The organism is Butyrivibrio sp. WCD2001, assembly GCF_000424485.1.
In the GTDB taxonomy this organism is placed as follows: Bacteria; Bacillota; Clostridia; order Lachnospirales; family Lachnospiraceae; genus Butyrivibrio.
This window is the reverse complement of sequence record NZ_AUJZ01000008.1, coordinates 84,192-105,455: the sequence shown is the minus strand read 5'-3', so window position 1 is coordinate 105,455 and position 21,264 is coordinate 84,192. Positions and strand designations below refer to the sequence as shown.

The 21,264-nt window shown below is 39.9% G+C and carries 16 protein-coding genes; 5 read left to right on the top strand and 11 right to left on the bottom strand.

Annotation, left to right across the window (positions count from 1 at the left end; translation table 11 throughout):
• Nucleotides 1-15 precede the first annotated feature (15 nt).
• Together G630_RS0109300 and G630_RS0109295 are read left to right on the top strand one after the other, a co-directional pair.
• Nucleotides 16-1,689: a hypothetical protein gene (locus tag G630_RS0109300; protein WP_026498423.1), complete on the top strand. Its 1,674-nt coding sequence runs from the start codon at nucleotides 16-18 to the stop codon at nucleotides 1,687-1,689.
• An 83-nt stretch (nucleotides 1,690-1,772) separates the two neighbouring features.
• Complete coding sequence (locus tag G630_RS0109295) at nucleotides 1,773-2,843, top strand: undecaprenyldiphospho-muramoylpentapeptide beta-N-acetylglucosaminyltransferase (protein WP_022761774.1); 1,071 nt, start codon at nucleotides 1,773-1,775, stop codon at nucleotides 2,841-2,843.
• A 161-nt stretch (nucleotides 2,844-3,004) separates the two neighbouring features.
• Here G630_RS0109295 and G630_RS0109290 read toward each other — a convergent pair whose 3' ends face one another.
• Entirely contained in the window at nucleotides 3,005-4,585 is a 1,581-nt protein-coding gene (locus G630_RS0109290; protein WP_026498422.1) for a glucose-6-phosphate isomerase, read from the bottom strand.
• A gap of 312 nt (nucleotides 4,586-4,897) precedes the next feature.
• Between G630_RS0109290 and G630_RS24185 the strand changes: the two genes are divergently transcribed.
• Nucleotides 4,898-7,201, top strand: a complete 2,304-nt coding sequence (locus tag G630_RS24185) for a glycoside hydrolase family 11 protein (RefSeq protein WP_081667850.1) — start codon at nucleotides 4,898-4,900, stop codon at nucleotides 7,199-7,201.
• A 150-nt stretch (nucleotides 7,202-7,351) separates the two neighbouring features.
• Here the strand turns inward: G630_RS24185 and arfA are convergent, their stop codons facing one another.
• Nucleotides 7,352-8,860: an arabinosylfuranosidase ArfA gene (gene arfA, locus G630_RS0109280; RefSeq protein WP_022761777.1), complete on the bottom strand. Its 1,509-nt coding sequence runs from the start codon at nucleotides 8,858-8,860 to the stop codon at nucleotides 7,352-7,354.
• 176 nt (nucleotides 8,861-9,036) lie between these two features.
• Here arfA and G630_RS0109275 point away from each other — a divergent pair, with 176 nt between their 5' ends.
• Nucleotides 9,037-9,861 carry a helix-turn-helix transcriptional regulator gene (locus G630_RS0109275; RefSeq protein ID WP_022761778.1) on the top strand — a complete coding sequence of 275 codons (825 nt, stop codon included), beginning with the start codon at nucleotides 9,037-9,039 and terminating at the stop codon, nucleotides 9,859-9,861.
• Between the two features lie 5 nt (nucleotides 9,862-9,866).
• On the opposite strand, the gene G630_RS21335 is transcribed toward G630_RS0109275, so the two are convergent.
• Together G630_RS21335 and G630_RS0109265 are read right to left on the bottom strand one after the other, a co-directional pair.
• Nucleotides 9,867-10,568: a 5'-methylthioadenosine/adenosylhomocysteine nucleosidase gene (locus tag G630_RS21335; protein WP_022761779.1), complete on the bottom strand. Its 702-nt coding sequence runs from the start codon at nucleotides 10,566-10,568 to the stop codon at nucleotides 9,867-9,869.
• A gap of 179 nt (nucleotides 10,569-10,747) precedes the next feature.
• Nucleotides 10,748-11,287, bottom strand: a complete 540-nt coding sequence (locus tag G630_RS0109265; RefSeq protein ID WP_022761780.1) for an NADH peroxidase — start codon at nucleotides 11,285-11,287, stop codon at nucleotides 10,748-10,750.
• Between the two features lie 247 nt (nucleotides 11,288-11,534).
• Between G630_RS0109265 and G630_RS0109260 the strand changes: the two genes are divergently transcribed.
• A complete protein-coding gene (locus tag G630_RS0109260; protein ID WP_022761781.1) occupies nucleotides 11,535-12,392 on the top strand; it encodes a MurR/RpiR family transcriptional regulator in 858 nt (285 codons plus the stop codon).
• Here the strand turns inward: G630_RS0109260 and G630_RS0109255 are convergent.
• The 7 genes from G630_RS0109255 to G630_RS0109225 form a co-directional block, all read right to left on the bottom strand.
• A complete protein-coding gene (locus G630_RS0109255; protein WP_026498421.1) occupies nucleotides 12,389-14,599 on the bottom strand; it encodes a hypothetical protein in 2,211 nt (736 codons plus the stop codon). The genes G630_RS0109260 and G630_RS0109255 overlap by 4 nt on opposite strands.
• 62 nt (nucleotides 14,600-14,661) lie before the next feature.
• On the bottom strand, nucleotides 14,662-15,750 hold the full coding sequence (locus G630_RS0109250) for a hypothetical protein (RefSeq protein ID WP_026498420.1): 1,089 nt from the start codon (nucleotides 15,748-15,750) through the stop codon (nucleotides 14,662-14,664).
• Between the two features lie 28 nt (nucleotides 15,751-15,778).
• Nucleotides 15,779-17,314, bottom strand: coding sequence for an MBOAT family O-acyltransferase (locus G630_RS0109245; RefSeq protein ID WP_026498419.1), 1,536 nt, complete (start codon nucleotides 17,312-17,314; stop codon nucleotides 15,779-15,781).
• A gap of 67 nt (nucleotides 17,315-17,381) precedes the next feature.
• Nucleotides 17,382-18,143 (bottom strand): exodeoxyribonuclease III, encoded by a 762-nt coding sequence (locus G630_RS0109240; RefSeq protein ID WP_044959043.1) that lies wholly within the window; start codon nucleotides 18,141-18,143, stop codon nucleotides 17,382-17,384.
• 21 nt (nucleotides 18,144-18,164) lie between these two features.
• Entirely contained in the window at nucleotides 18,165-19,436 is a 1,272-nt protein-coding gene (locus tag G630_RS0109235; protein ID WP_044959041.1) for a chloride channel protein, read from the bottom strand.
• Between the two features lie 58 nt (nucleotides 19,437-19,494).
• Nucleotides 19,495-19,701, bottom strand: coding sequence for a hypothetical protein (locus G630_RS0109230; protein WP_026498416.1), 207 nt, complete (start codon nucleotides 19,699-19,701; stop codon nucleotides 19,495-19,497).
• A 109-nt stretch (nucleotides 19,702-19,810) separates the two neighbouring features.
• Nucleotides 19,811-21,259, bottom strand: coding sequence for a GGDEF domain-containing protein (locus tag G630_RS0109225; RefSeq protein WP_026498415.1), 1,449 nt, complete (start codon nucleotides 21,257-21,259; stop codon nucleotides 19,811-19,813).
• Between the last annotated feature and the right edge of the window lie 5 nt (nucleotides 21,260-21,264).

Sequence of the window (21,264 nt, the reverse complement as noted above, 5' to 3'; positions counted from 1 at the left end):
AGAGGGTGTGCCACAATGAGCAAATTTCAGAATACATTTTTTGGTTTTTTTCTTGTTAATCTGTTTACATTGCTGATTTTTTTAGCTGTTTTCAATTTTAAATATCCTATCAGATACGAGAACATGGGCGGAGACAATATCTGGCAGTCTGCCTCCACCGTTAAGTATGTAAATATATGGCTCGAAGAAGGTGCCGCAAAGATGCACTTTACTGCCTGCGAAAATTATCGCTCCATTGAGTTCCAGAGCTTCAATGACAGAGTCCCTTTCATAAGCTATCCCAGCGGACATATTGTTCTTGTGTGGCTGTGTGCCGTTTTGTCCGGCAGAAGCTTTATAAATATTTCTTTCGTAAAGCATCTCCAGATGATTCTTTTCGCAATTGAATCCCTACTTTTTTCAAGTTTTATTTTTGTTCTTTTTTGGAAGCACCGCATAGGCTCAAACCTTTCAAGAATTCTTATCTCCGTATCCACAGTGGCTTTATGGATGCTCCTCCCGGTAAACGCCTGGTATCTTCCAAATGTATTTTTCACTGATCAGAGCGTCTTATTGTATGTCATGCTGTTCCTGTTTCTGGAAGAGCTTTTATACATGCCGGAACTCCGGGCGAAAAAACCTCTGATGATTTTCATAAGAGTATTTCATTTTGTGACAATATATCTCGGAATCCTCACGGACTACTATTTCTGGATCCTTGCATTTTTTGTATTTGTGATGAGGATAATCGGTCTTATTCTTGATAAAAAATCCCTGCGGGATACTGTGATCTGCGGTCTTTCATATGCTGTTCCTGTAGTGCTTGCACTCATCACTTTCCTTGTTCAGTTGAGTTTTGTCGATGGCTGGCTCGATACCTTAAAGTACAAGCTCAAATTCAGAACCGGCGGTGACGACAGTCTTTCAGTGATTGTTTCAAGACTTATTGAAAACTTTACCTCCGCCTTTACTCAGGAACAGCGAAGCTTCATGTTTTATCTTTTCCTGTTCCAGTTTGTAACCGTAGTTATTGCATTCCTTACATTGAAAAAGGGTGCTCGCATAAAAGCACTTTTCACAAATACCGATATTTCACTTGTAATAGCAAGCTATATCGCTGTAGCCTTTCAGATACTTTTGCTTAAGAATCACTCCGCCGTTCACGAGTTTTCCATGATGAAAGCCGGATGGTGCGTTGCAATGACAGCTCCAATTGCTGCAGTTGCGTACGAAAGAGCCGTTACGGCTGGAAAGGATGCGGAAGGCGGCACCTTTTTTCTCGGAAGAAGGATTGCTCCTCTCATACCTGCTTTTGCTATCGCCCTCTTTATCATGATACTTATAACAGGTGTTCCCACATCTACTTCGAAGTACATAGTATCAAGAGACGGTGATGCGGATTATACCCTTGATGAATTCCTCTACAGGAATACTGATTATAATGATGTGTGTTTTTCATTTACAAACGAGATACACTACGAACCGCCAATGGATCTTACAATCTCTCACGAGAGAGTTTACCTTGTTGATAGCGCAGATGAGATTGATACTAAGTTCCCTGATCTTGACAGTAATGCAGTAAAACTGCTTCTTATTGATACAGCTGCTATGGATAAAAATCCCGAGTTAAAGGACATTGTCATGCCCCTTATCAGAGAATCCAAAATCAGGGCCAAACAGGATAATTACGTACTGTACGAATTGCCCTAACTAATTCAGTAATTCTATGTTTTCTTAAGAGTGCGGGCTTATTAAAACTGTGGTACTCTTATATTTAAGGAGGCTTTTTGTAAATGTCTAAGAAAATTGTTTTAACCGGTGGCGGCACTGCCGGCCACGTTACACCGAATATGGCTCTTATTCCCGAGCTTAAGGAAAGAGGCTACGAGATCAGCTATATCGGTTCACATACAGGAATTGAAAAAAAGCTTATTGCAGATTTTCATATTCCATATTATTCAATTTCTACAGGTAAACTTAGAAGATATTTCGATCCCAAGAATTTCTCTGATCCTTTCAGAGTTATGAAGGGCTTTGTTGAAGCGAGACAGCTATTAAAGAAGCTTAACCCTGATGTTGTTTTTTCCAAGGGAGGCTTTGTTTCAGTGCCTGTAATACGGGCAGCTTCAACGCTTGGCATTCCCTGCATTCTTCATGAATCCGATATGACACCCGGGCTTGCCAATAAGCTCAGCTTTTCATCAGCAAAGACCATTTGCTGTAACTTCCCTGAGACCCTTGAACTCCTTCCCGCGAACAAGGCGGTTTTGACCGGAACTCCGATAAGAAAAGAGCTCATGAAGGGTTCCCGTGAAATGGGTAAAAAGATATGCGGCTTTAAGGACGACAAGCCTGTTATCATGGTTACCGGAGGAAGCCTCGGTGCCCAGAGCATAAATGAAACCATACGCTATGCACTTCCAAGACTTCTGCCCCATTTCAATATCGTGCACCTGTGCGGTAAGGATAAAATGGATAACCTTAAGCTCAATATGGAAGGCTACAAGCAGTTCGAATATGTCAAAAACGAGATGAAGGACATCTTTGCCATGGCAGATGTAGTGGTATCAAGAGCAGGTGCCAACGCTATCTGTGAGCTTGCAGCTCTGCGTAAGCCCAATGTTCTCGTTCCTCTTTCTGCCAAGAGCAGCAGAGGCGATCAGATAATAAATGCCCGCTCCTTTGAAAAGCAGGGTTTTTCCGTTGTTATAGACAATGAGGAACTTGATGAGGACATTCTAGTAGAGAGCATCTTTGATGTTTATGAACACCGTGAAAAATATATCGAAAAGATGAAAGAATCAAACCAGTCCGGCGCCACAGAGACAATTTTAAATATTATCGAGGATGCAGTAGCACAATAACAATATCACTCCTCGCCTAATATTCTGCTTGTATAATTTTTTAAATTTTTGAAAAAACTAAGCCCCCACGCATACTACATTTGAGTTCATTCGATTATGCGTTTTTTGCAACGAGATTGAAATCAAATATAGTATACGTGGGGGCATATTATTCTAATATGTTAAATATTCAACAGATCGCTGTATACTGCAAGGGCTCCATCTGTCTCGTGTGCAAGAACCTTCTTTGCAAGTACTTTTCCGAGCTGTACACCTTCCTGATCGAAGCTGTTTAAGTTCCATACAAAGCCCTGGAACATAACCTTGTTCTCGAAGTGAGAAAGAAGTGCACCGAGGGACTTGGGATTAAGCTCGTCACCGATGATAATACTTGAAGGACGTCCACCCTTGAAGTTCTTGTTAAGGTTCTCATCCTTCTTACCACAGGCAAATGCTACAATCTGAGCTGCCACGTTAGCGCAGAGCTTCTGCTGGCTTGTGCTGCCCTGAATATCAACATCGTTTCGGAGCTGACTGTTCTTAAAGCCAATAAACTGCATCGGAATAACATCGGTACCCTGGTGGAGAAGCTGGTAGAAAGAGTGCTGTCCGTTTGTACCGGGCTCACCGAAGATTACGGGACCTGTTACATAATCTATAGGCTCTCCGAAGCGGTTTACGCTCTTACCGTTTGACTCCATGTCGAGCTGCTGCAGGTGTGCAGGGAATCTGCTAAGTCCCTGTGAGTAAGGAAGGACTGCTGTTGAAGGATATCCGAGTACGTTTCTCTCATAGAATCCGATCATGGCATCAAGCATTGCGGGATTCTTCATCATGTCCTTATTAGCTGCAAGCTTATCCTCTGCTGCAGCACCATCAAGGAACTGTGCAAATACATCAGGGCCGAAAGCAAGTGAAAGAACTGCTCCGCCTACGCCTGAGGTTGAAGAATAGCGTCCTCCGATATAATCATCCATATAGAAGGCTTCAATGAAATCATCGCTCTTTGCAAGAGGAGATGTCTCAGAAGTAACGGCTATCATGTGCTTTGATGAATCAAGCCCTGCCTTCTTAAGGGCATCCATTACAAAGCTCTGATTTGTAAGAGTCTCAAGTGTTGTACCTGATTTTGATACGAGGATAAAAATTGAATGAGCAACATCTACAGAATTAAGAACTGCAGATGCATCATCAGGATCTACGTTACTGATGAACTTAGCTTCCATCTTAAAGTTGCCTGTTCTGTGTGCCCAGTTTTCAAGAGCAAGATACATAGCTCTGGGGCCAAGATCCGATCCGCCGATACCGATCTGAACTACTGTTGTGAATTTCTCACCCTTCTCGTTTACAATCTCACCTGAGTGAACCTTGTTTGCGAAATCAGCAATTCTCTTCTGCTCCTTCACATAGAACTCACGCTTATTAACACCGTCAGCCATAACATCATTTCCAAGCTGTCCTCTTGTGAGCTGGTGAAGAACCATTCTCTTCTCACCGGTATTTATTACTTCGCCGTTATAGAGGGCTTCAAATTTCTCAGAAAGCTGTGCTTCCTTAGAGAGCTTATCAAGTGCTGCAAGAACGTCATCATCGATTTCCTTAGCGGCATAATTGTAGGTAAGGCCCTCAGCCATATCTACGGAATATTCCTTAACTCTCTTAGCGCCGTTCTCACCTGTCATAGCAGATACGAGATCAACACGTTTTACCTTCTTAAGCTCATCGAATGAACTTAACTTATCAAGGTTTTTCCATTCAACCATTTTGTAGAATCCTCCTAAAATTTGATACGGTAATAAACCGCCATATAAAACTCAAAAAAATGGTAAAAAAATAGTATTACTTTCGCGTTAAAGTTTAGCAAAACTTGAGAAGTGGCGCAATATCTAAGTGCTTAAATATATATAAAATTGTATACTCAAAACTATATTCATTATTTTGCATAAATATGATTGATTTTTTGACATATTGAACAATTTTACGCACTAAATTCTGTAATACATGTTTTTTTATCTTCGTATATAATACAGCCATGTTATATAGCAGACAATATAAAAATAGGAGGAAAGAAGAAAGTGTTGAAGAAAGTTTTGACATCTGCGCTCGTGACTACTCTCATGTGCGCGCAGCTCTTAGTACCTTCCTTGCAGGCCAAGGCAGCTACAACGCTGTACGATAATAAGACCGGCAATCAGGACGGCTACGATTATGAGCTGTGGAAAGATTACGGAACTACCAGTATGACACTGGATGCAGGGGGGGCATTCACTTGTCAATGGAGCAACATCGGAAACGCTCTTTTCAGAAAGGGCAGAAAATTCGATCAGACTAAGACCTATCAGCAGATCGGAAATATATCATTCGATTATGGTGTTGATTACAGACCGAATGGAAATTCATATCTGTGTGTATATGGTTGGACTCTTGATCCACTTATTGAGTATTACATTGTAGACAGTTGGGGTTCATGGCGTCCGCCGGGGGGATCTCCGAGAGGTCAGATCCAGGTAGATGGCGGTACATATGACGTATATGTAACAAATCGTTATAACGCGCCTTCAATCATTGGAGATACAAACTTTACCCAGATTTTCAGCGTACGTACCAGTAAGAAGGAAAGCGGTACCATCAGCGTAACCGAGCATTTCAAGGCTTGGGAGAGAATGGGTATCAGACTCGGAAGACTTACCGAGGCAGCTCTTAACATCGAAGGTTACCAGAGTAGCGGCTACGCTAACGTTTATAAGAACGTTATGACAATCGGTGGTTCCTCTTCAGGTAATCAGGGTGGAAACCAAGGCGGAAACCAGGGTGGCAATCAGGGCAGCACTACTGTTCAGACCGGAACTTCCATGCAGTGCGAGCAGATGACCAAGTCCGGTCAGTACACAGGCAATGTCAACAGTCCGTTCAGCGGTGTAGCATTATACGCTAATAATGACAGTGTAAGCTTTACTCAGAACTTCACTTCCGGAACTCACGATTTCACTCTTCGCGGTGCTTCAAACAACGATAACATGGCAAGAGTTGATCTCAAGATTGGCGGCGAGTACAAGGGAACTTTCTACTATGGTGGTTCTTATCCCGCTGAGTACACGATCGAAAATGTAAATCATAAGACCGGTAATCAGAAGGTTGAGCTTGTTGTTACAGCAGATGACGGTAACTGGGATGCATTCATAGATTCACTTAAGTGGAGTGGTGGTTCAGGTCAGTCTACAACACCTTCCACCGGTAACCAGGGCGGAAATCAGAGCCAGGGCGGTAACCAGGGTGGAAATCAGGGTGGAAACCAGAGCCAGGGCGGTAACCAGAGCAGCACACCTGCTCAGGGCAACACTTCCAAACAGTGTGAGGACATGACAAAGTCAGGTCAGTATACAGGAAGCATCAGCAGTCCTTTCAATGGCGTAGCATTATATGCTAACAACGACAGCGTAAGCTTCACTCAGTATTTTGCATACAGCACTCATGATTTCACTCTTCGCGGCGCTTCAAACAATAACAACATGGCAAGAGTTGATCTTAAGATCGGTGGCGAATACAAGGGTACTTTCTACTACGGCGATGCTAATACTGCTGAATACACTATCAAGAATGTAAATCACGGTACAGGCAATCAGAAGATTGAACTTGTTGTTACAGCAGATGACGGCAACTGGGATGCTTATCTTGATTCCCTCAGATGGGGTGAAGAGAGTGGACAGACTACCGGAGCAACTGAGACACCTGCACCTGCTCAGACAGGAAACCAGACACAGAAGGATACAGGCAAGTATATCGCCCTTACCTTCGATGACGGTCCTTCAAGCACAACAAACGGTGTACTTGATGCGCTGGAGAAATACGGTGCAAAGGCTACATTCTTCCTTATCGGACAGAATATCAGCATGGATACTCTCAGCATCATGCAGAGACAGGTAAAAATGGGATGTGAACTTGCAAGCCACTCATATACTCATCAGGACATGTCCAGAATGAGCGCTCAGGATTGCCGCAATCAGCAGGAGTGGACTGCTTCAGCAATCAAGAATGCTGTAGGTGTTGACGTTAAGTTCTTCAGAGCACCTTACCTTTCAACAAGCAACACAATGCATGAGAACATCAATGCAACCTTCATTCAGGGTTCTACACATAATGACTGGGAAAACAGCACCTCTGTACAGCAGAGAGTAAATTCTGTACTCAGCGGCGCAAGAGACGGACAGATCATCCTTCTCCATGATTTCCAGGGCAATAACCAGACTGTACAGGCTCTTCCTCAGATCATCGAGGGTCTTCAGAAACAGGGTTACACACTTGTAACATTAAGTGAACTGTTCCAGAAGAAGGGAGTAAATCCCAATCAGAGATATAAGATCTGGTCAAACGTAAACTAATAAAAAACAGAACCTGCAATTACCGCTAAGTAATTCTCTACAGGTTCCATCTCTGCTATATAGCTTCTATGGCCGGCTCAGTAATGAGCCGGCTTTTTTGTATATCTCTTTTAGGGAAGGTTAAAGAGATTACAATCTTGAATAATAGGATTATTTAGCCAGTCTGATAACGTTCCAGCTCTTTGAAGGAAGAACCGTTGTAAGGATACCCTTCTCAACCTTAGTGTTCTTACCCTCTGTGGGAGCAACGGCATTGGGCTTCTTTTCAGTATTTACAGCCTTGAGATCATCATTTGTAAGTACGATATGATCAACTAACTTGTAGCCTGCATACTGTCTGAGATCACATGTAAGCTCGAAATCTTCTCCAAGATTCTTGTTTACTGCAAAAATTGTGATTGTCTCATTTTCATCATCAGCAGTAACAACACTATCGATATAAGGAGCATCGCCGTGCTTACTCTCGTAGGAAGGAGACTTAACAACTGTGTTGAGAACCGTTCCTCTTCCGTAGAGGCTTGCGTGCATATATGGATAGAAAATGGTCTGTCTCCATGCGCCTGTATCACTTGTCATAATGGGTGCAATAACATTTACAAGCTGTGCAAGGCATGCAATCTTTACTCTGTCAGCGTGACGAAGAAGTGTTATGAGCATTGAGCCCACAAGGAGGGCATCCTCAAAGTTGTATACATCCTCAAGCTGATGCGGATGTTCAACCCATTTCTCAAGCTTCTTATCCTGCTCGTTGCTGTGATACCATACGTTCCACTCATCGAAGGAAAGATTGATAGTCTTGTTCTTTCTCTTAACTGCCTTTACATAATCACAAATAGAGATTACCTGTGAAATAAATTTATCCATTGCCACATTACTTGCAAGGAAGTTTGGTGTATCATCCTCGGGATTACCATAATAGGTATGAAGTGATAAATAATCAGCAGAATCATAGCTGCATTCAAGCACCGTCTTTTCCCACTCTCCAAAGGTATCCATGTAAAGTGATGAAGATCCGCAAACAACAGTCTCTATTGAAGGATCAACAAGCTTCATTATGTGGCCTGCTCTTCCTGCCTTCATGCCGTATTCCTGTGCCGTCATATGGCCGATCTGCCAGGGGCCGTCCATCTCATTTCCGAGGCACCAAAGCTTAATGTCGTGCGGATTTTTCACACCATGCTTAATACGAAGATCACTGTAATATGTGCCGCTCTTGATGTTGCAGTACTCTACAATATTCTTTGCCGCATCTATATCTCTTGTTCCGAGGTTAACTGCCATCATGGGCTTTGTATTTGCCTTTTTACACCACTCCATGAACTCGTTGAGTCCGAACTGGTTGGTCTCCACAACGTTCCATGCGAGCTCTATTCTGCGGGGACGATCCTTTTTGGGACCTACGCTGTCCTCCCAGTTAAAGCCGGATACGAAGTTACCTCCCGGATATCTTACTATCGGTACATGTATCTCATTTATGAGCTTAAGTACATCTTTGCGATATCCGTCCTTGTCCGCATTCTTATTTCCGGGCTGATAAATACCCTCATAAACCGCTCTTCCGAGATGCTCAAGGAAGGAACCGAATATTCTCTCATCTATCTTGCTGATCTCAAAGTCTCTGTCTATGCAAAGCTGAGCCTTCTGTAATTTCTTAGCCATTTTATATCCTCCAAAATACAATCTATTGATTTTTTGTTCTTGGTAATTTTCATTATTACAGACACTAAGGCATATTTAAATGTTATTTAATCCATTTTTATTGACTTTTTGTCCGGTGTAAATTTAGAATTATTGATATAGATTTTAATACTTTCTATTCGTGAGGCATTGGATTTATGTTTAGAACTGATTACTGCGGTTATAATTACCGCAATCCAGACAAAGATATAATATACAGACCTGACGGCAGCGGCGATTATTTGTTTTTACATCTGACTTCGCCTATGACCTTTTATTTTCCTGCAGGCTCAGAAAATAGGCATAATGCAGGATATGAAACAGTTGAAAGAGACGGTCTAAGGCTTGTCCAGAAGTCTGCGGTATCAGGTGATTGTATATTATTTACTCCGGGACATCCGCAGTACTATCAGGCCGTGTCTTCTTTTTCGAACTCCTTTGTCCACTTTACCTGTGATCCAGAAGAAATCCGCGGTCTTCAGATACCGATGAACACGCTTTTCCACCCGAATGATGACGAAGCTATCATCGACTGCCTGCGGCGTATCCAATTTGAATACCTTTCAAAGCAGTCGAGAAAAGAACGTATGATAGATCTTCTTATCATGGAACTACTAATATCTGCGGAGCGAAGTATATTTAGTCCCGCACCTCTAGAGGAAGGTGGCGGAATATACTCATTTCTCTCAGCCTTCAGAATCAATATGCTTCAAAGATGTTCAGAGGAATGGAATATAGAAAAAATCTGCAAAGAGACACACCTTGGGAGAAGTCAGCTCTATCATTATTACAAGACCTTTTTCTTCACAAGTCCCAAGGATGATCTCATCACAGCCAGAATTGATAAGGCCAAGCATCTCCTTACCAACAAAGAACTTCGTGTGTCGGATGTCGCCGAGCAATGCGGCTTTACCAACATATATCACTTCAATCGATATTTCAAAAGAGAACTGGGCTGTACTCCCAGTCAGTACAGAATGTAAAATATTTAGATAGCTTTGATGAAAGCTTCAGTAAGTGCAGCGCAGTCCTTTGCAGCCTTCTTCTCAAACTCCGGATAATCCATTATGTCGCTGCCATCTGCCTTATCCGAAATAGCACGAAGGATAACAAAAGGAATGTTGTTAAGGAAGCATGCCTGGGCGATTCCGCAGCCCTCCATCTCGCAGCAAAGACCATCAAATTCCTTCTTGATTGAATCCTTAACAGAATTATCCGAAATGAACTGATCTCCGGAGCATACTCTTCCGTCCCACAGTTTTCCTGTAATGCCGGCAGTTTCTGCTGCCTTCTTGATATTTTCCACCATCCAGGAATCAGCGGTGAACTCACGGCATCCTGTCTGAGGAATCTCACCCTTCTTATATCCGAAAATTGTGGCATCTACATCATGGTATACAGCATCAGTTGATACAACAAAGTCACCGATATCGATTTTTGCATCAAGTGAGCCTGCTGCCCCGGTATTTATTACATGGGTTACCTTGAAGTCATCCACAAGAATCTGCACACAGAGAGCTGCATTTACCTTGCAGATTCCGCTTTTTACAACAACCACTTCGGTGTTTCCGAGCTTTCCTTCATTAAACTCCATGTTTGCCTTTGTAAGAGTTCTTGTAACCGTCATTTCCTTTTTGAGGCTTTCAACCTCTATTTCCATTGCACCGATTATTCCGATCTTATAACTCATAATTCTGCCCTCTTTCTGCGTTGCTTCTATGTTTTGTCATATTAATGTTTATATAAAAGCGCTAATCTAAATTTATCATCTTCCGGCATTTGTGACAACGCAAACAAAAAGAGAGAACCGGCATCCATTGACATCGGTTCTCTCTCATATCATTTTTACTTATAAGCTCTGCTCTATATTTATTTGAAATATCTGTCAAGGAGTCCCTGGAATGCCTTACCGTGTCTTGCCTCATCACGTCCGATTTCATGCACAATGTCATGGATAGCGTCAAGGTCAAGCGCTTTTGCTTTCTTGGCAAGATCTGCTCTGCCTTGTGTAGCTCCATATTCAGCATCAGCACGAAGCTCGAGGTTTTTCTTTGTGGAATCTGTGATGACTTCTCCAAGGAGCTCAGCAAAATGAGCAGCATGCTCAGCTTCTTCCCAGGCAGCTTTCTCAAAGAATGCGCCAATTTCAGGATATCCTTCACGAGTAGCTACTCTGCCCATAGCAAGGTACATACCTACCTCAGAGCACTCACCATTGAACATTTCACGAAGACCATTCTTGATTTCTTCAGGAGCACTGGAAGCAACACCTACAACGTGTTCGCATGCCCAAACCTTCTCACCTTCCTGCTTTTTGAACTTCTCTGCGGGAGCATGGCATACAGGACACTCTGCCGGGGGCTGATCTCCCTCATGAACATAACCACATACTGCACATACCCATTTCATAGTATAAAATCTCCTTTCTTTTAGCATAGGATATTAAATCCATCCGCTTAATTAACCCTGTAATCAAAAAAATTTATCCTTACTGATATTTAGTATAACAAATAAATCTTATACATTTTATCATTTATAAAATTTTAATAAATGCATAAATATATTATTGTTATTTAATAATGTAATTACTGATTTTGCGATATACTATAAATGGTTAATTATGTTAGTCTCACGTTTACAGGAATGGAGATCAACTATGTCATTATTGGAAGAAAGAATTAAAAGTGTTTATGCAAACCTTACCAGAGAAGAAAGAAAAGCAGCTGATTACTGTTTAAAGAATGATTCAAGCATATACAACAATACCGTTGCAGAGCTTGCCGAAGCATCAGGTACAACACAGGCGACCTGGAGCAGATTTTCCAAGTCCCTTGGATATTCAGGACTAAAGGGCCTTAAAAGAGAAATTTTCTCAGATGCCAAAAAGGCTGAAAAAGCGGGTCCTCATATTGAATTCAAGGATATCAATCAATATACCTCAATGCAGGCTATAGCTGATAATATCTGTGCTACAAGCTCTCAGGCTATTCAGACAACCTACAGGCTCTTTGATACTCAATCCTTCGAAGGCGCCGTAGATGCTATTGTCGGTGCCAGAATGATCAGAATATTCGGAGTTGGAAGCAGTTCTCTGGCAGCCTCCGATCTTTTCACCAAATTTCAGAGACTTTCCTACAATGTGACCTACAACGAGGATTTTCATAACAGCCTTATGAACGCAGCCCAGCTTCAGGAGAATGATGTTGCTATCTTCTTCTGCGACTCCGGAAAAAGCGATGAAATTATGCAGCTTCTTAAAATCGCAAATGACAAACATTCCGAGACAGTAGCAATTACAAAGCTCGGAAACAGCCCTCTGGCTCAGGGATGTAACCATGTTCTCTTTACAACATCTCCTGAAATCGATAAAAAAAGCGGTGTAACAAGTTCAAGATTTGCGCAGCTTTTCCTTGTTGATACTCTTTATACAGCTGTTGCAAACAAAGATTTTACCAATATAAGACAGCTTCTTCAGGATTCCTACGATTTGTTCCATGATATGGGATCTTATTAAGAATTATTATCTTTTAAGTATTTTTCTATTCTGTGCTGAACAAGTGAAGATGCTTTTTCTGCGGTTATGTCCCCGATGTAGTAAGGCTTTACGGATTCTGAGATAAGGCTTACTATCTCGGGGTCTCTATATTGCAGCTTATTCAAAGAACAAATGAATTCTTTCATATATGATGCTTCACTCGTCGTCAGCGGTGTGATCACAAATTCTCTTTTTCCTATAGTTATTGTACTGTTTGTATCTACCCTTTTTCCTGAATCGTCTATGTAATACCGTGCTCTGGTCGATTTATCCATAAGGAGATCCAGAGCATTTTCATATACCGGAAAGCCCCATTCTATGCTGTACTGATACTCATCAAGAAGAAAATATCTTATAAATTCATATGCTTTTTCTTTGTACTCGCTTCTGCTGTTAATTGAAAGCATCATCCCGGGTTCAATATATGATATTCCTCCACCTATGGAAGGATAACCGTTGAAAAAGATATCCGATTTAAAATATCCGTCACGAATTATACGATAATCCTCAAAACTTGAAATGACATAGGGAAGAAGCATCGATTTGTTTTCAATATAGCAGTTTGAATCAAGAGGTTTGTAAATATCGCTATCTTCCGCTCTTTTTACTTCTCTGATTAAACTTATCAGATTGATAAAATTGTAATTCTGAAAATCGCAGGTTTTTTCTTTTATGTCAATAAAGTCAAAGCCTGATGTCTCATACAATATGTCAGCTCCTGCAAAATTCATTGTTCCCATTACATTCTGAATTTTGACATTATGCTTATTACACAGATTCCTGTAATTAGACAGACTGACCGCCTCGTCTCCAAGAAATTCACTTGAAGCAGCGCAGGTATTTATAGAAAAATACGGCATTATTGCAAACTGCTTTCCGTTTTCTTTAATTGCCCCTGCAATATTCTCAATATACTTATTTGATGAAATTTCAACATCATTTCTAAGATATGAATCAATCGGTTCAAGGAATCCCTTTGAACGAAGATCGCACATGTCCGAATAAGAACTGAGGATCAGAATATCAGGACCTTTTCCTTTTTGCATATCCTCCAGTAATCTTCCGTATGCCGAATGATAACCGAGGAGACTGTTCTCTGTATAATCCGTCAGTATTATGTTATATTCCCTGTTTTCCTGATTGAATATATTTACCTGTTGTCTCACATAAGAATCACTGGTGGTAATTCCGATGGTGATGGACTTTTTTTCATCACTTTGGCTGTCTTTTTTTCTCATGGAAAAAGCACGACTGCTTGCCGTGTTATAATCAGCTATTATTTCATACTCATCTTCGGATTTTTCAAACAAGAGAACTATATTATCCGCATAAAAAGCAGAATCAATCAGGTCGCATATTTTTCTTGTCTTTTCATCACCCTTATTGAAGGCATATATACAGTTTTTATCAATGTAATAAAAATCATTATCTGTACCTGTGAAAAACTTGGCTCCCATCGGAACTTCCTTGGGAATATTATACTTTTTCCCAAGATTCATTTTCTTTGTATCAAATTCATAAACTATATACTTCCAACTACTGTCAGTCTCAACTGCATATACTGTCCCGTCCGGAGATACAAGTAGTTCGCGGTCACCATGTATGTCCCCTTTATCTTTGGAGACAATAGCCTTTCCTTCTCCTGTCAACTCATCATACAAAGATAAACCTTCTGTGGAACAGGTAAGTATTCCTATTTCTTTGACATAAGCCATATCTCTGATGTAACCCGCAGCATCCTGAGTAGTTAACGCTGCTGCCCAGATTTGATCACCTGAAGGAGAATACTTTACAAGCTTCTTCTCTCCTTTTCCGCTATACTCATAGTCATCATTATTATTATCAACGCCCTTTTTATCGGGATAAATTGTCCTTAAAACATAAAAATTATCATTATTATCTGTGCAAAGATAATCAAATCTGGTATTACCCGAGCCTATAAGAATTTCTTCCACTCTTGTCTGTCCATTCTTTATACGGGAAAAACTGTAATTAATGTGACCGTCATTGTTGCTTTTCTTTAACCCGTAAATCCCGCTACTGTCGTAATTCAGGGATATATACTCATTGTTTTTTAAAAGTTCTATTCCCAGATCCTCAAAATCATAGACATAAACATCCGCACCGGTTTTCTGTGCTCTGTCATCATCATCGCCAAAATTTGCGCAAGAGCACAGAAAAGCCATAGTGCATAATAACACTACAGCTTTCCCCCATTTTATTAAATTCGATAATTTAGTCTCTACTATCATTGCTCGTAAGTAATCTGGCCGTTTTCCTCATAAGGTACTATGAGTTCATTAACTATTCTGTCTGACAGGTTTTTCATATTATCAAGTATATCTTCATAATTTGCCTCTGTCATCCTATTTTCATCCCCTACCATCTTATCCAGCATATATTTATTTATTTCCGGTGAAAAGTGGATGGAATCCATATAATTATCCAGATTTGTTATTATCTCTTCCTCATCCTGAAAACAGAAAACTCTTACATTTTCATATTTTAAAAGAGTTTTAACCATCTCCTTTTCACAGTGGATAAACGCATCTCTTTCTCCGGTTCTGTATATTCCGTCCCACCAGAGCATAGAGTAAGCAGGGAAAAAGAAATAAAACTCCGTATCAGGATGATTTTCTACTTCGGTTGTAAGTAGTTCGATATTGCCCAAAAGTTTATCATCATAAACTGTTTCATCCATCATGGACTTTTTTGTCTTTGGCCTAAAATATAAACCAAGGGCACTCTCACTTCCAAAGTTTTTCCACTTAGCCCAGTTATATGAGAGATTTTCATCGTAGTCCACAAGATATGAATTAACCAGCATATATGGTATCTTCTCAAAAATGACACCCTTGTTATATAAATATCTGATGTCATTTAAGGGATTTTTATCATATAGATACATCGGACATCCCGTCGATTCAAAGGTAGGAGCCACATCCGCATTAAGTGATGAAGGGTCTATATTATAAAATATTTTCTTTATGTCATTGCCTGATGAAAATGCTTCATCCAAAAGATAGCACAGATCCGCCGTCGCACCATACGAACGGATTGCCTTTATGGATTTACAATTAAAAGCTTCATCATACCAGCTGTTGTCATTGTTCTCGGCAACCGAAGATCCCACAATAAGCGCATCGTAATCAAAATGTCTCAGCGTTCCGATGCACTGATATTCCTTATCATTGAGAACAGCCTTCAAACCAAACCACGGCTTATGATAATGGAAAAAGGGATCGATAAGAAAAACCATTACTCCTATCAATAAGACAATAATGATAACAGCTCTTATAAAATTTTTTATGAAGTTTAAATCTTTGCTTTTATTCATGTTATTACTCAATAAATTCAGCTCGCACTCAGAACTGGAAGTATATAAAGGTACTAACCTGTGATAATGAAATAAAGGACCAGACAAAAAGTATCACAAGAAACGCTGTAAATCTCTTTGATGTTGCTCCGCTATCCACAATTTCTTTTGCATTTTTGCTTCTTATAACGATAAATGAAATTATAAGAAGGATGATCCAGCTCACCAGATAAACCATATTTGTCATGTTTTTTGCATACAGGTTCGTCGCAGTTGTCGCAAGATAATTCTCAGGTATATCAAGCACTGCCGAAGTCTTATACATAAATCCCGGCCAGGTAGGTATAAACAACTGCTTAAAATATTGCAGGGCATAAGTCATATTCTGAGATCTGAAAAATACCAGCGATACAAGGAATATAATATAAGTTAATATCTGTCCTATTTTCTGGGGTATTATAAACATTGGCTTTTCTCGTAAAAGATAATGCTTTTTTATATCTCCTTTTGTGGCAATTATTCCAAGATCATCAAAGACGACCATAATTCCCATTACAAGTCCCCAGCATATATAAGTCCATCCAGCTCCGTGCCAGAACCCGCTTAAAACGAATACTATCAGGACGTTAAGAGCTGTTCTTAGCTTTCCTTTTTTTGAACCACCAAGCGGTATATAAACATATCTAACAAAAAATCTTGTAAGTGTCATATGCCATCTCTGCCAGAGATTTCTTACACTTATTGCTTTATAGGGTGAGTTGAAATTTCTTGGAAGTTCTATTCCAAGCATCATACTGACACCCTCTGCCATGTCGCAGTATCCCGAAAAGTCAAAGTACAACTGCAATGAATAAGATATAAGAACCAGAAGTCCCGTCAGTGTATCCATGTAGTAGGTATATTGAAATCCATAATCCGCTATCTTAGAAAGATTATCTCCAAGCAGTACCTTTTTTGAAAGACCTATAGTAAAAAGTTCTATCCCTTTTCTAAAATTTTCAGCTGAGGGTTTTCTCTTTTCGGCGCTTCTGAACTGGGATATCATTTCTCCCGGAAGGGCAATAGGTCCCTGAATTATTTTGGGAAAATAAGTGATGTAAAGAATGTATTCGGATAGTGATACAGATTCCATGTCAAAAGACTCTCTGTTGTCAGTTCCTTTACTATATCTATATAAATCTATCAAAAATGCTATCTGAGAAAAGACATAAAAGCTTATTCCAATTGGTAAAATAATCTTCAGTTCGGACAATTCTTTTCCTAATACTGCAAAAATGTTTGTAAGAAAAAAGTTTGTATACTTAAAATATCCGAGAAGTAACAGGTTTCCGATTATTCCCGTAGCTAAAAAAGCCTTGGAAGCTCCTTCATATTTTGTCATCAGCTTTGTAATACCAAATGTACCGATGCAGGATATTAAAAGAATAATGACAAAATTAGTCGAAAAAATTCCATACAAAACTAAAGAAGCCGCAATAAGGGATAAATCCGCCAGCTTCCGTTTCTCAAAATAGTTTAATCCGTACCAAATAATAAGGACTACGGGTAAAAATATTAAAATAAATGAAAATGAATTAAATGACATGTTCTAATTATAGGGTGTTTTAGGTTTAAGGTCAAAAACTCCGCGGATTTCTCCGCAGAGTTTATAATTACTTCAGTAATAATCCCACAGGACAATGATCCGATCCCATCTGATTTTTATAAATAACAGCATCTGCAAGCTTGTTTTCAAGCGACTTGGATGTCACAAAATAGTCTATACGCCATCCTGCATTCTTAGCTCTTGCCTGAAATCTGTAAGACCACCAGGAATAAGCTCCCTCCAGATCCGGATAAAAATATCTGAAAGTATCAATTAAATCAGAAGCTACAACGTTATCAAATTTCTCGCGCTCCTCATCAGTAAATCCGGCATGTCCTCTATTGGGTTTGGGATTCTTAAGGTCTATCTCCTTATGAGCAACATTAAGATCACCGCAGTATATTACCGGCTTTTTTTCCTCAAGAGTTTTTATATATTTAAGGAAATCATCCTCCCAAGCACATCTGTATTCGAGTCTTGAGAGATCATCCTTGGCATTTGGAACATAGACTGTTATGAAATAGTAGTCCGGATATTCGGCAGTAATTACTCTGCCCTCATGGTCATGTTCTTCTATTCCTATTCCGTAGGTTACGTTTATCGGCTCTTCCTTTGTGAAGAGAGCTGTTCCGGAATATCCTTTTTTCTCGGCATAATTCCAGTACTGGTGATAGCCGGGAAGATCAAGCTCTATCTGTCCCTCCTGAAGTTTTGTCTCCTGAAGACCTATTACATCAGGCTTTTCCTCTTCCATAAACTTTTGAAATTCTCCCTTGGATACGCAGGCGCGAAGTCCGTTTACATTCCAGGACACTAACTTTTTTGACATACTCATACCCCTATTATTTTTTTATCTGGTCTTGTGATTAATATACTTGTTATGGAACTTAGAATACATAATTTTCTGTGATCCGTAAACTCCGTAATAGCCTGAAAAGGTATAGCTTAGAGCTATTGTTAGAAGGAAATATGGCATTCCGTTATATCCAAACATTTCAAAGCACAAAAGAAGAGATGAAATAGGGCAATTTGTGATTCCGCAGAAAAGTGCTCCCATTCCTATTGCTGAGCAAAGTGCAGAATTATATCCGAATATCTGAGAATACAGGCATCCGAAGGTTGCACCTATATAAAGTGCCGGAATCATCTCACCACCCTTATATCCGGCTCCAATAGTGACTGCCGTAAATAGCATCTTAAGCGCAAATGCCGGATATGGCGCTTCTCCCTTGGTTGCAAGCTCTATAACATCCATTCCCGCACCGTTATAGTTATTATTTCCTACAAGGAGTGTTAATAATACTACGAGACATCCACCTACAAAAATTCTAATATATGGATTCTTAAAGTATTTTTTGTAGAGATCTCCGCTCTTTTTCACAACTATGCAAAACAGAATACTTATAAGTGCACATAGAACTGCAAGTACAGATCCCTTTACAGCATTACCCACAGTAAACTCCGGAACTATGCTCACAGTAAAAACATCCGGTATTGTACCAAGATATGAAGCAAGACTGCTGGAAACAAGAGCAGATAATACACATGGTATAAGAGCTGCATAATACATTACTCCAACAGCCTCAATTTCCATAGCAAGAAATGCTGCCGCCATTGGTGTCCCGAAAAGTGCTGCAAAAGCCGCACTCATTCCGCACATTGTAATTATTTTACAGTCGTCCTCATCAAGTCCGATAAGCTCACCAAAATTGTGACCTATACTTCCTCCAAGCTGCAAGGCAGCGCTTTCTCTTCCGGCACTACCACCGCACAGATGAGTCAGTATAGTTGCAATAAAAATAAGAGGTATCTTTCTTTTCGGAAGATGGTCTCCCGCTGAGATAGTAGTTATAACAAGATTTGTACCTGTGTCCTCATACTCTTTTGACAGTCTGTATAGGAAAACAATTATTAGACCTGCCAGAGGCAAGAGAAAAATCATAAAGCTATGTGCTTTTCTAAACTGCGTAACAATCCTTATTCCATGGAAAAAGGCAGCCCCGACTGCCCCTATGATAATTCCCACTATAACACCAAGCACCAGCCATTTAATTGTGCCGGTAAATCTTCGTATCTGGTGCTTATAATGAGGTTCTTCTGTATTTGGTATTTGGTTAGACATTTTAATACTCCACTATATCTAATAAGCCTCTCTAAAAAGAGAGGCTTAACCTGTATAATTATTTATTCATTGAAGCAATAAGCGCATCTATCTCTGACTGACTAAGCATTTTACCGCTGTTTGCAGGATCCGGAGGAGCTGCTGCCGCTGCAGGAGTAGCTGCAGGCATACTAAAATTTCCCGCACCTTGCTGTGAAGATTTTCCCATTATGCTGGCTAAAAGTGCCTGCTGTTCAGGATCTAATCCATTTGCATCTGTTCCCATAGTTTATCCTCGTAAATAATTGTCCGTAGTACTCCAATTAAGCACATTTTATCTTGTTTTTGTTATTTTCACAACCTTGTAAATTCTAAAAATATACTTAACTGTTTTTTTATTTTCCTATGGTCTCCATACGGCGCATATTCTTTAAATTGTCATCCGTTTCCTTCAGCATTTCTCTAAGAGACAGGCTTTCCTCATAATCGAATTCGCAGATTGAATAAATCAGATGATTCAGATATTTAGTATTATCCATAAGAAGCTTGTTATTCTGTCTGGCCATCTCTGTACGAAGTTCTTCAGCTTTGTCTTCCTCTGTCGTAACTTCTATTACAGCGAATTCATCTCCTCTTATTCTTCCGCAAACACTGTTTTCACCGAACACTTCCTTAAGGATTTCGGCAACCCTTTTAACAGCATTGTCTCCCTCATCATGCCCGTGAATTGTATTGATATTTTTAAGTGAATCCATATCAATATATGCAACTACGGCATAGGTTCCTTCTTTGAAATCGGATTTAAGAAGATCATAAGCCTTTGCAAAAAATCCTCTTCTGTTCGGAAGATCTGTAAGATAATCTTCATCGCCGATATGATCGAGGACCGATCCGTCCCTTGCAAGTTTTTCCTGACACTGTGTGAGCTCTTTCTCTGTGTCATACAGGAATTTTTTAAGGAAATTTATTCTTATCGAGCTAAGAATAATTCCGGTAATAAGATCATCGTAATTCTCTATTCTGAAAGAGTCATCAAATCCCATAATAAAGAATCCGTACTGCTTATCTTTTCTGAATATGTTTCTAATGACCTTAGTGCCTTTTATTTCCGATAGATCAAAAATATCAGATGTCTCCATATCCTTGATTTTCTCTTTTTTTCCGGCCTTTCCGTCTTTGATAATTATTATTCTTTTACAGTGCTTAGGCACATTCCATCCCTTTTTTAAGGAACATATCTGAGGATTTTCAAGGAAAAATACTTCTATGTTATCAAAGCACTTTTCCATTTTCTTTACAGATTCATCATAATTCTCTTTAGAGTAATTAGCCTGTGATGCAATCTCTGAGAAACGTGCGGTTTTTCCTATAATATTAATTATGGATTCCTTTGAAATGCTGCTTATTTTCTGCCTTTTTGCTTTTACTTCATTACCGGATATTTTCCTGATAATCTGTTCAATTGCAAGAAAACCCTTTTCATAGGAATCTGTATCCTTTGCATAGGATACGCACTCGAAGCCTTCCATATTCGAAAGATTAAGAAGCGGTTTTTTACCGAATTGCTTCAAAAATGCTTCTTTTTTGAGAATAGGAGCTTTATTTCCGATATGCTCTATATCCACAATAAGTCCGTCAAAACCGGCTTCATAGATATAGTCATAAACTGCCTGATATTGATAATCATAGGCTCTTTCTTCGCTATAATTCTTATCAGTAATCATTACTTTACCGGGAAAAATGACAAGCTCTACCCCTAAGTCCCTGGCAGCCGCATCTGCTCCAAGACAAATATCACATGTATTATTGTCTTTAAATTCGGATATTAAAAGTCCAACTCTCATAAGAT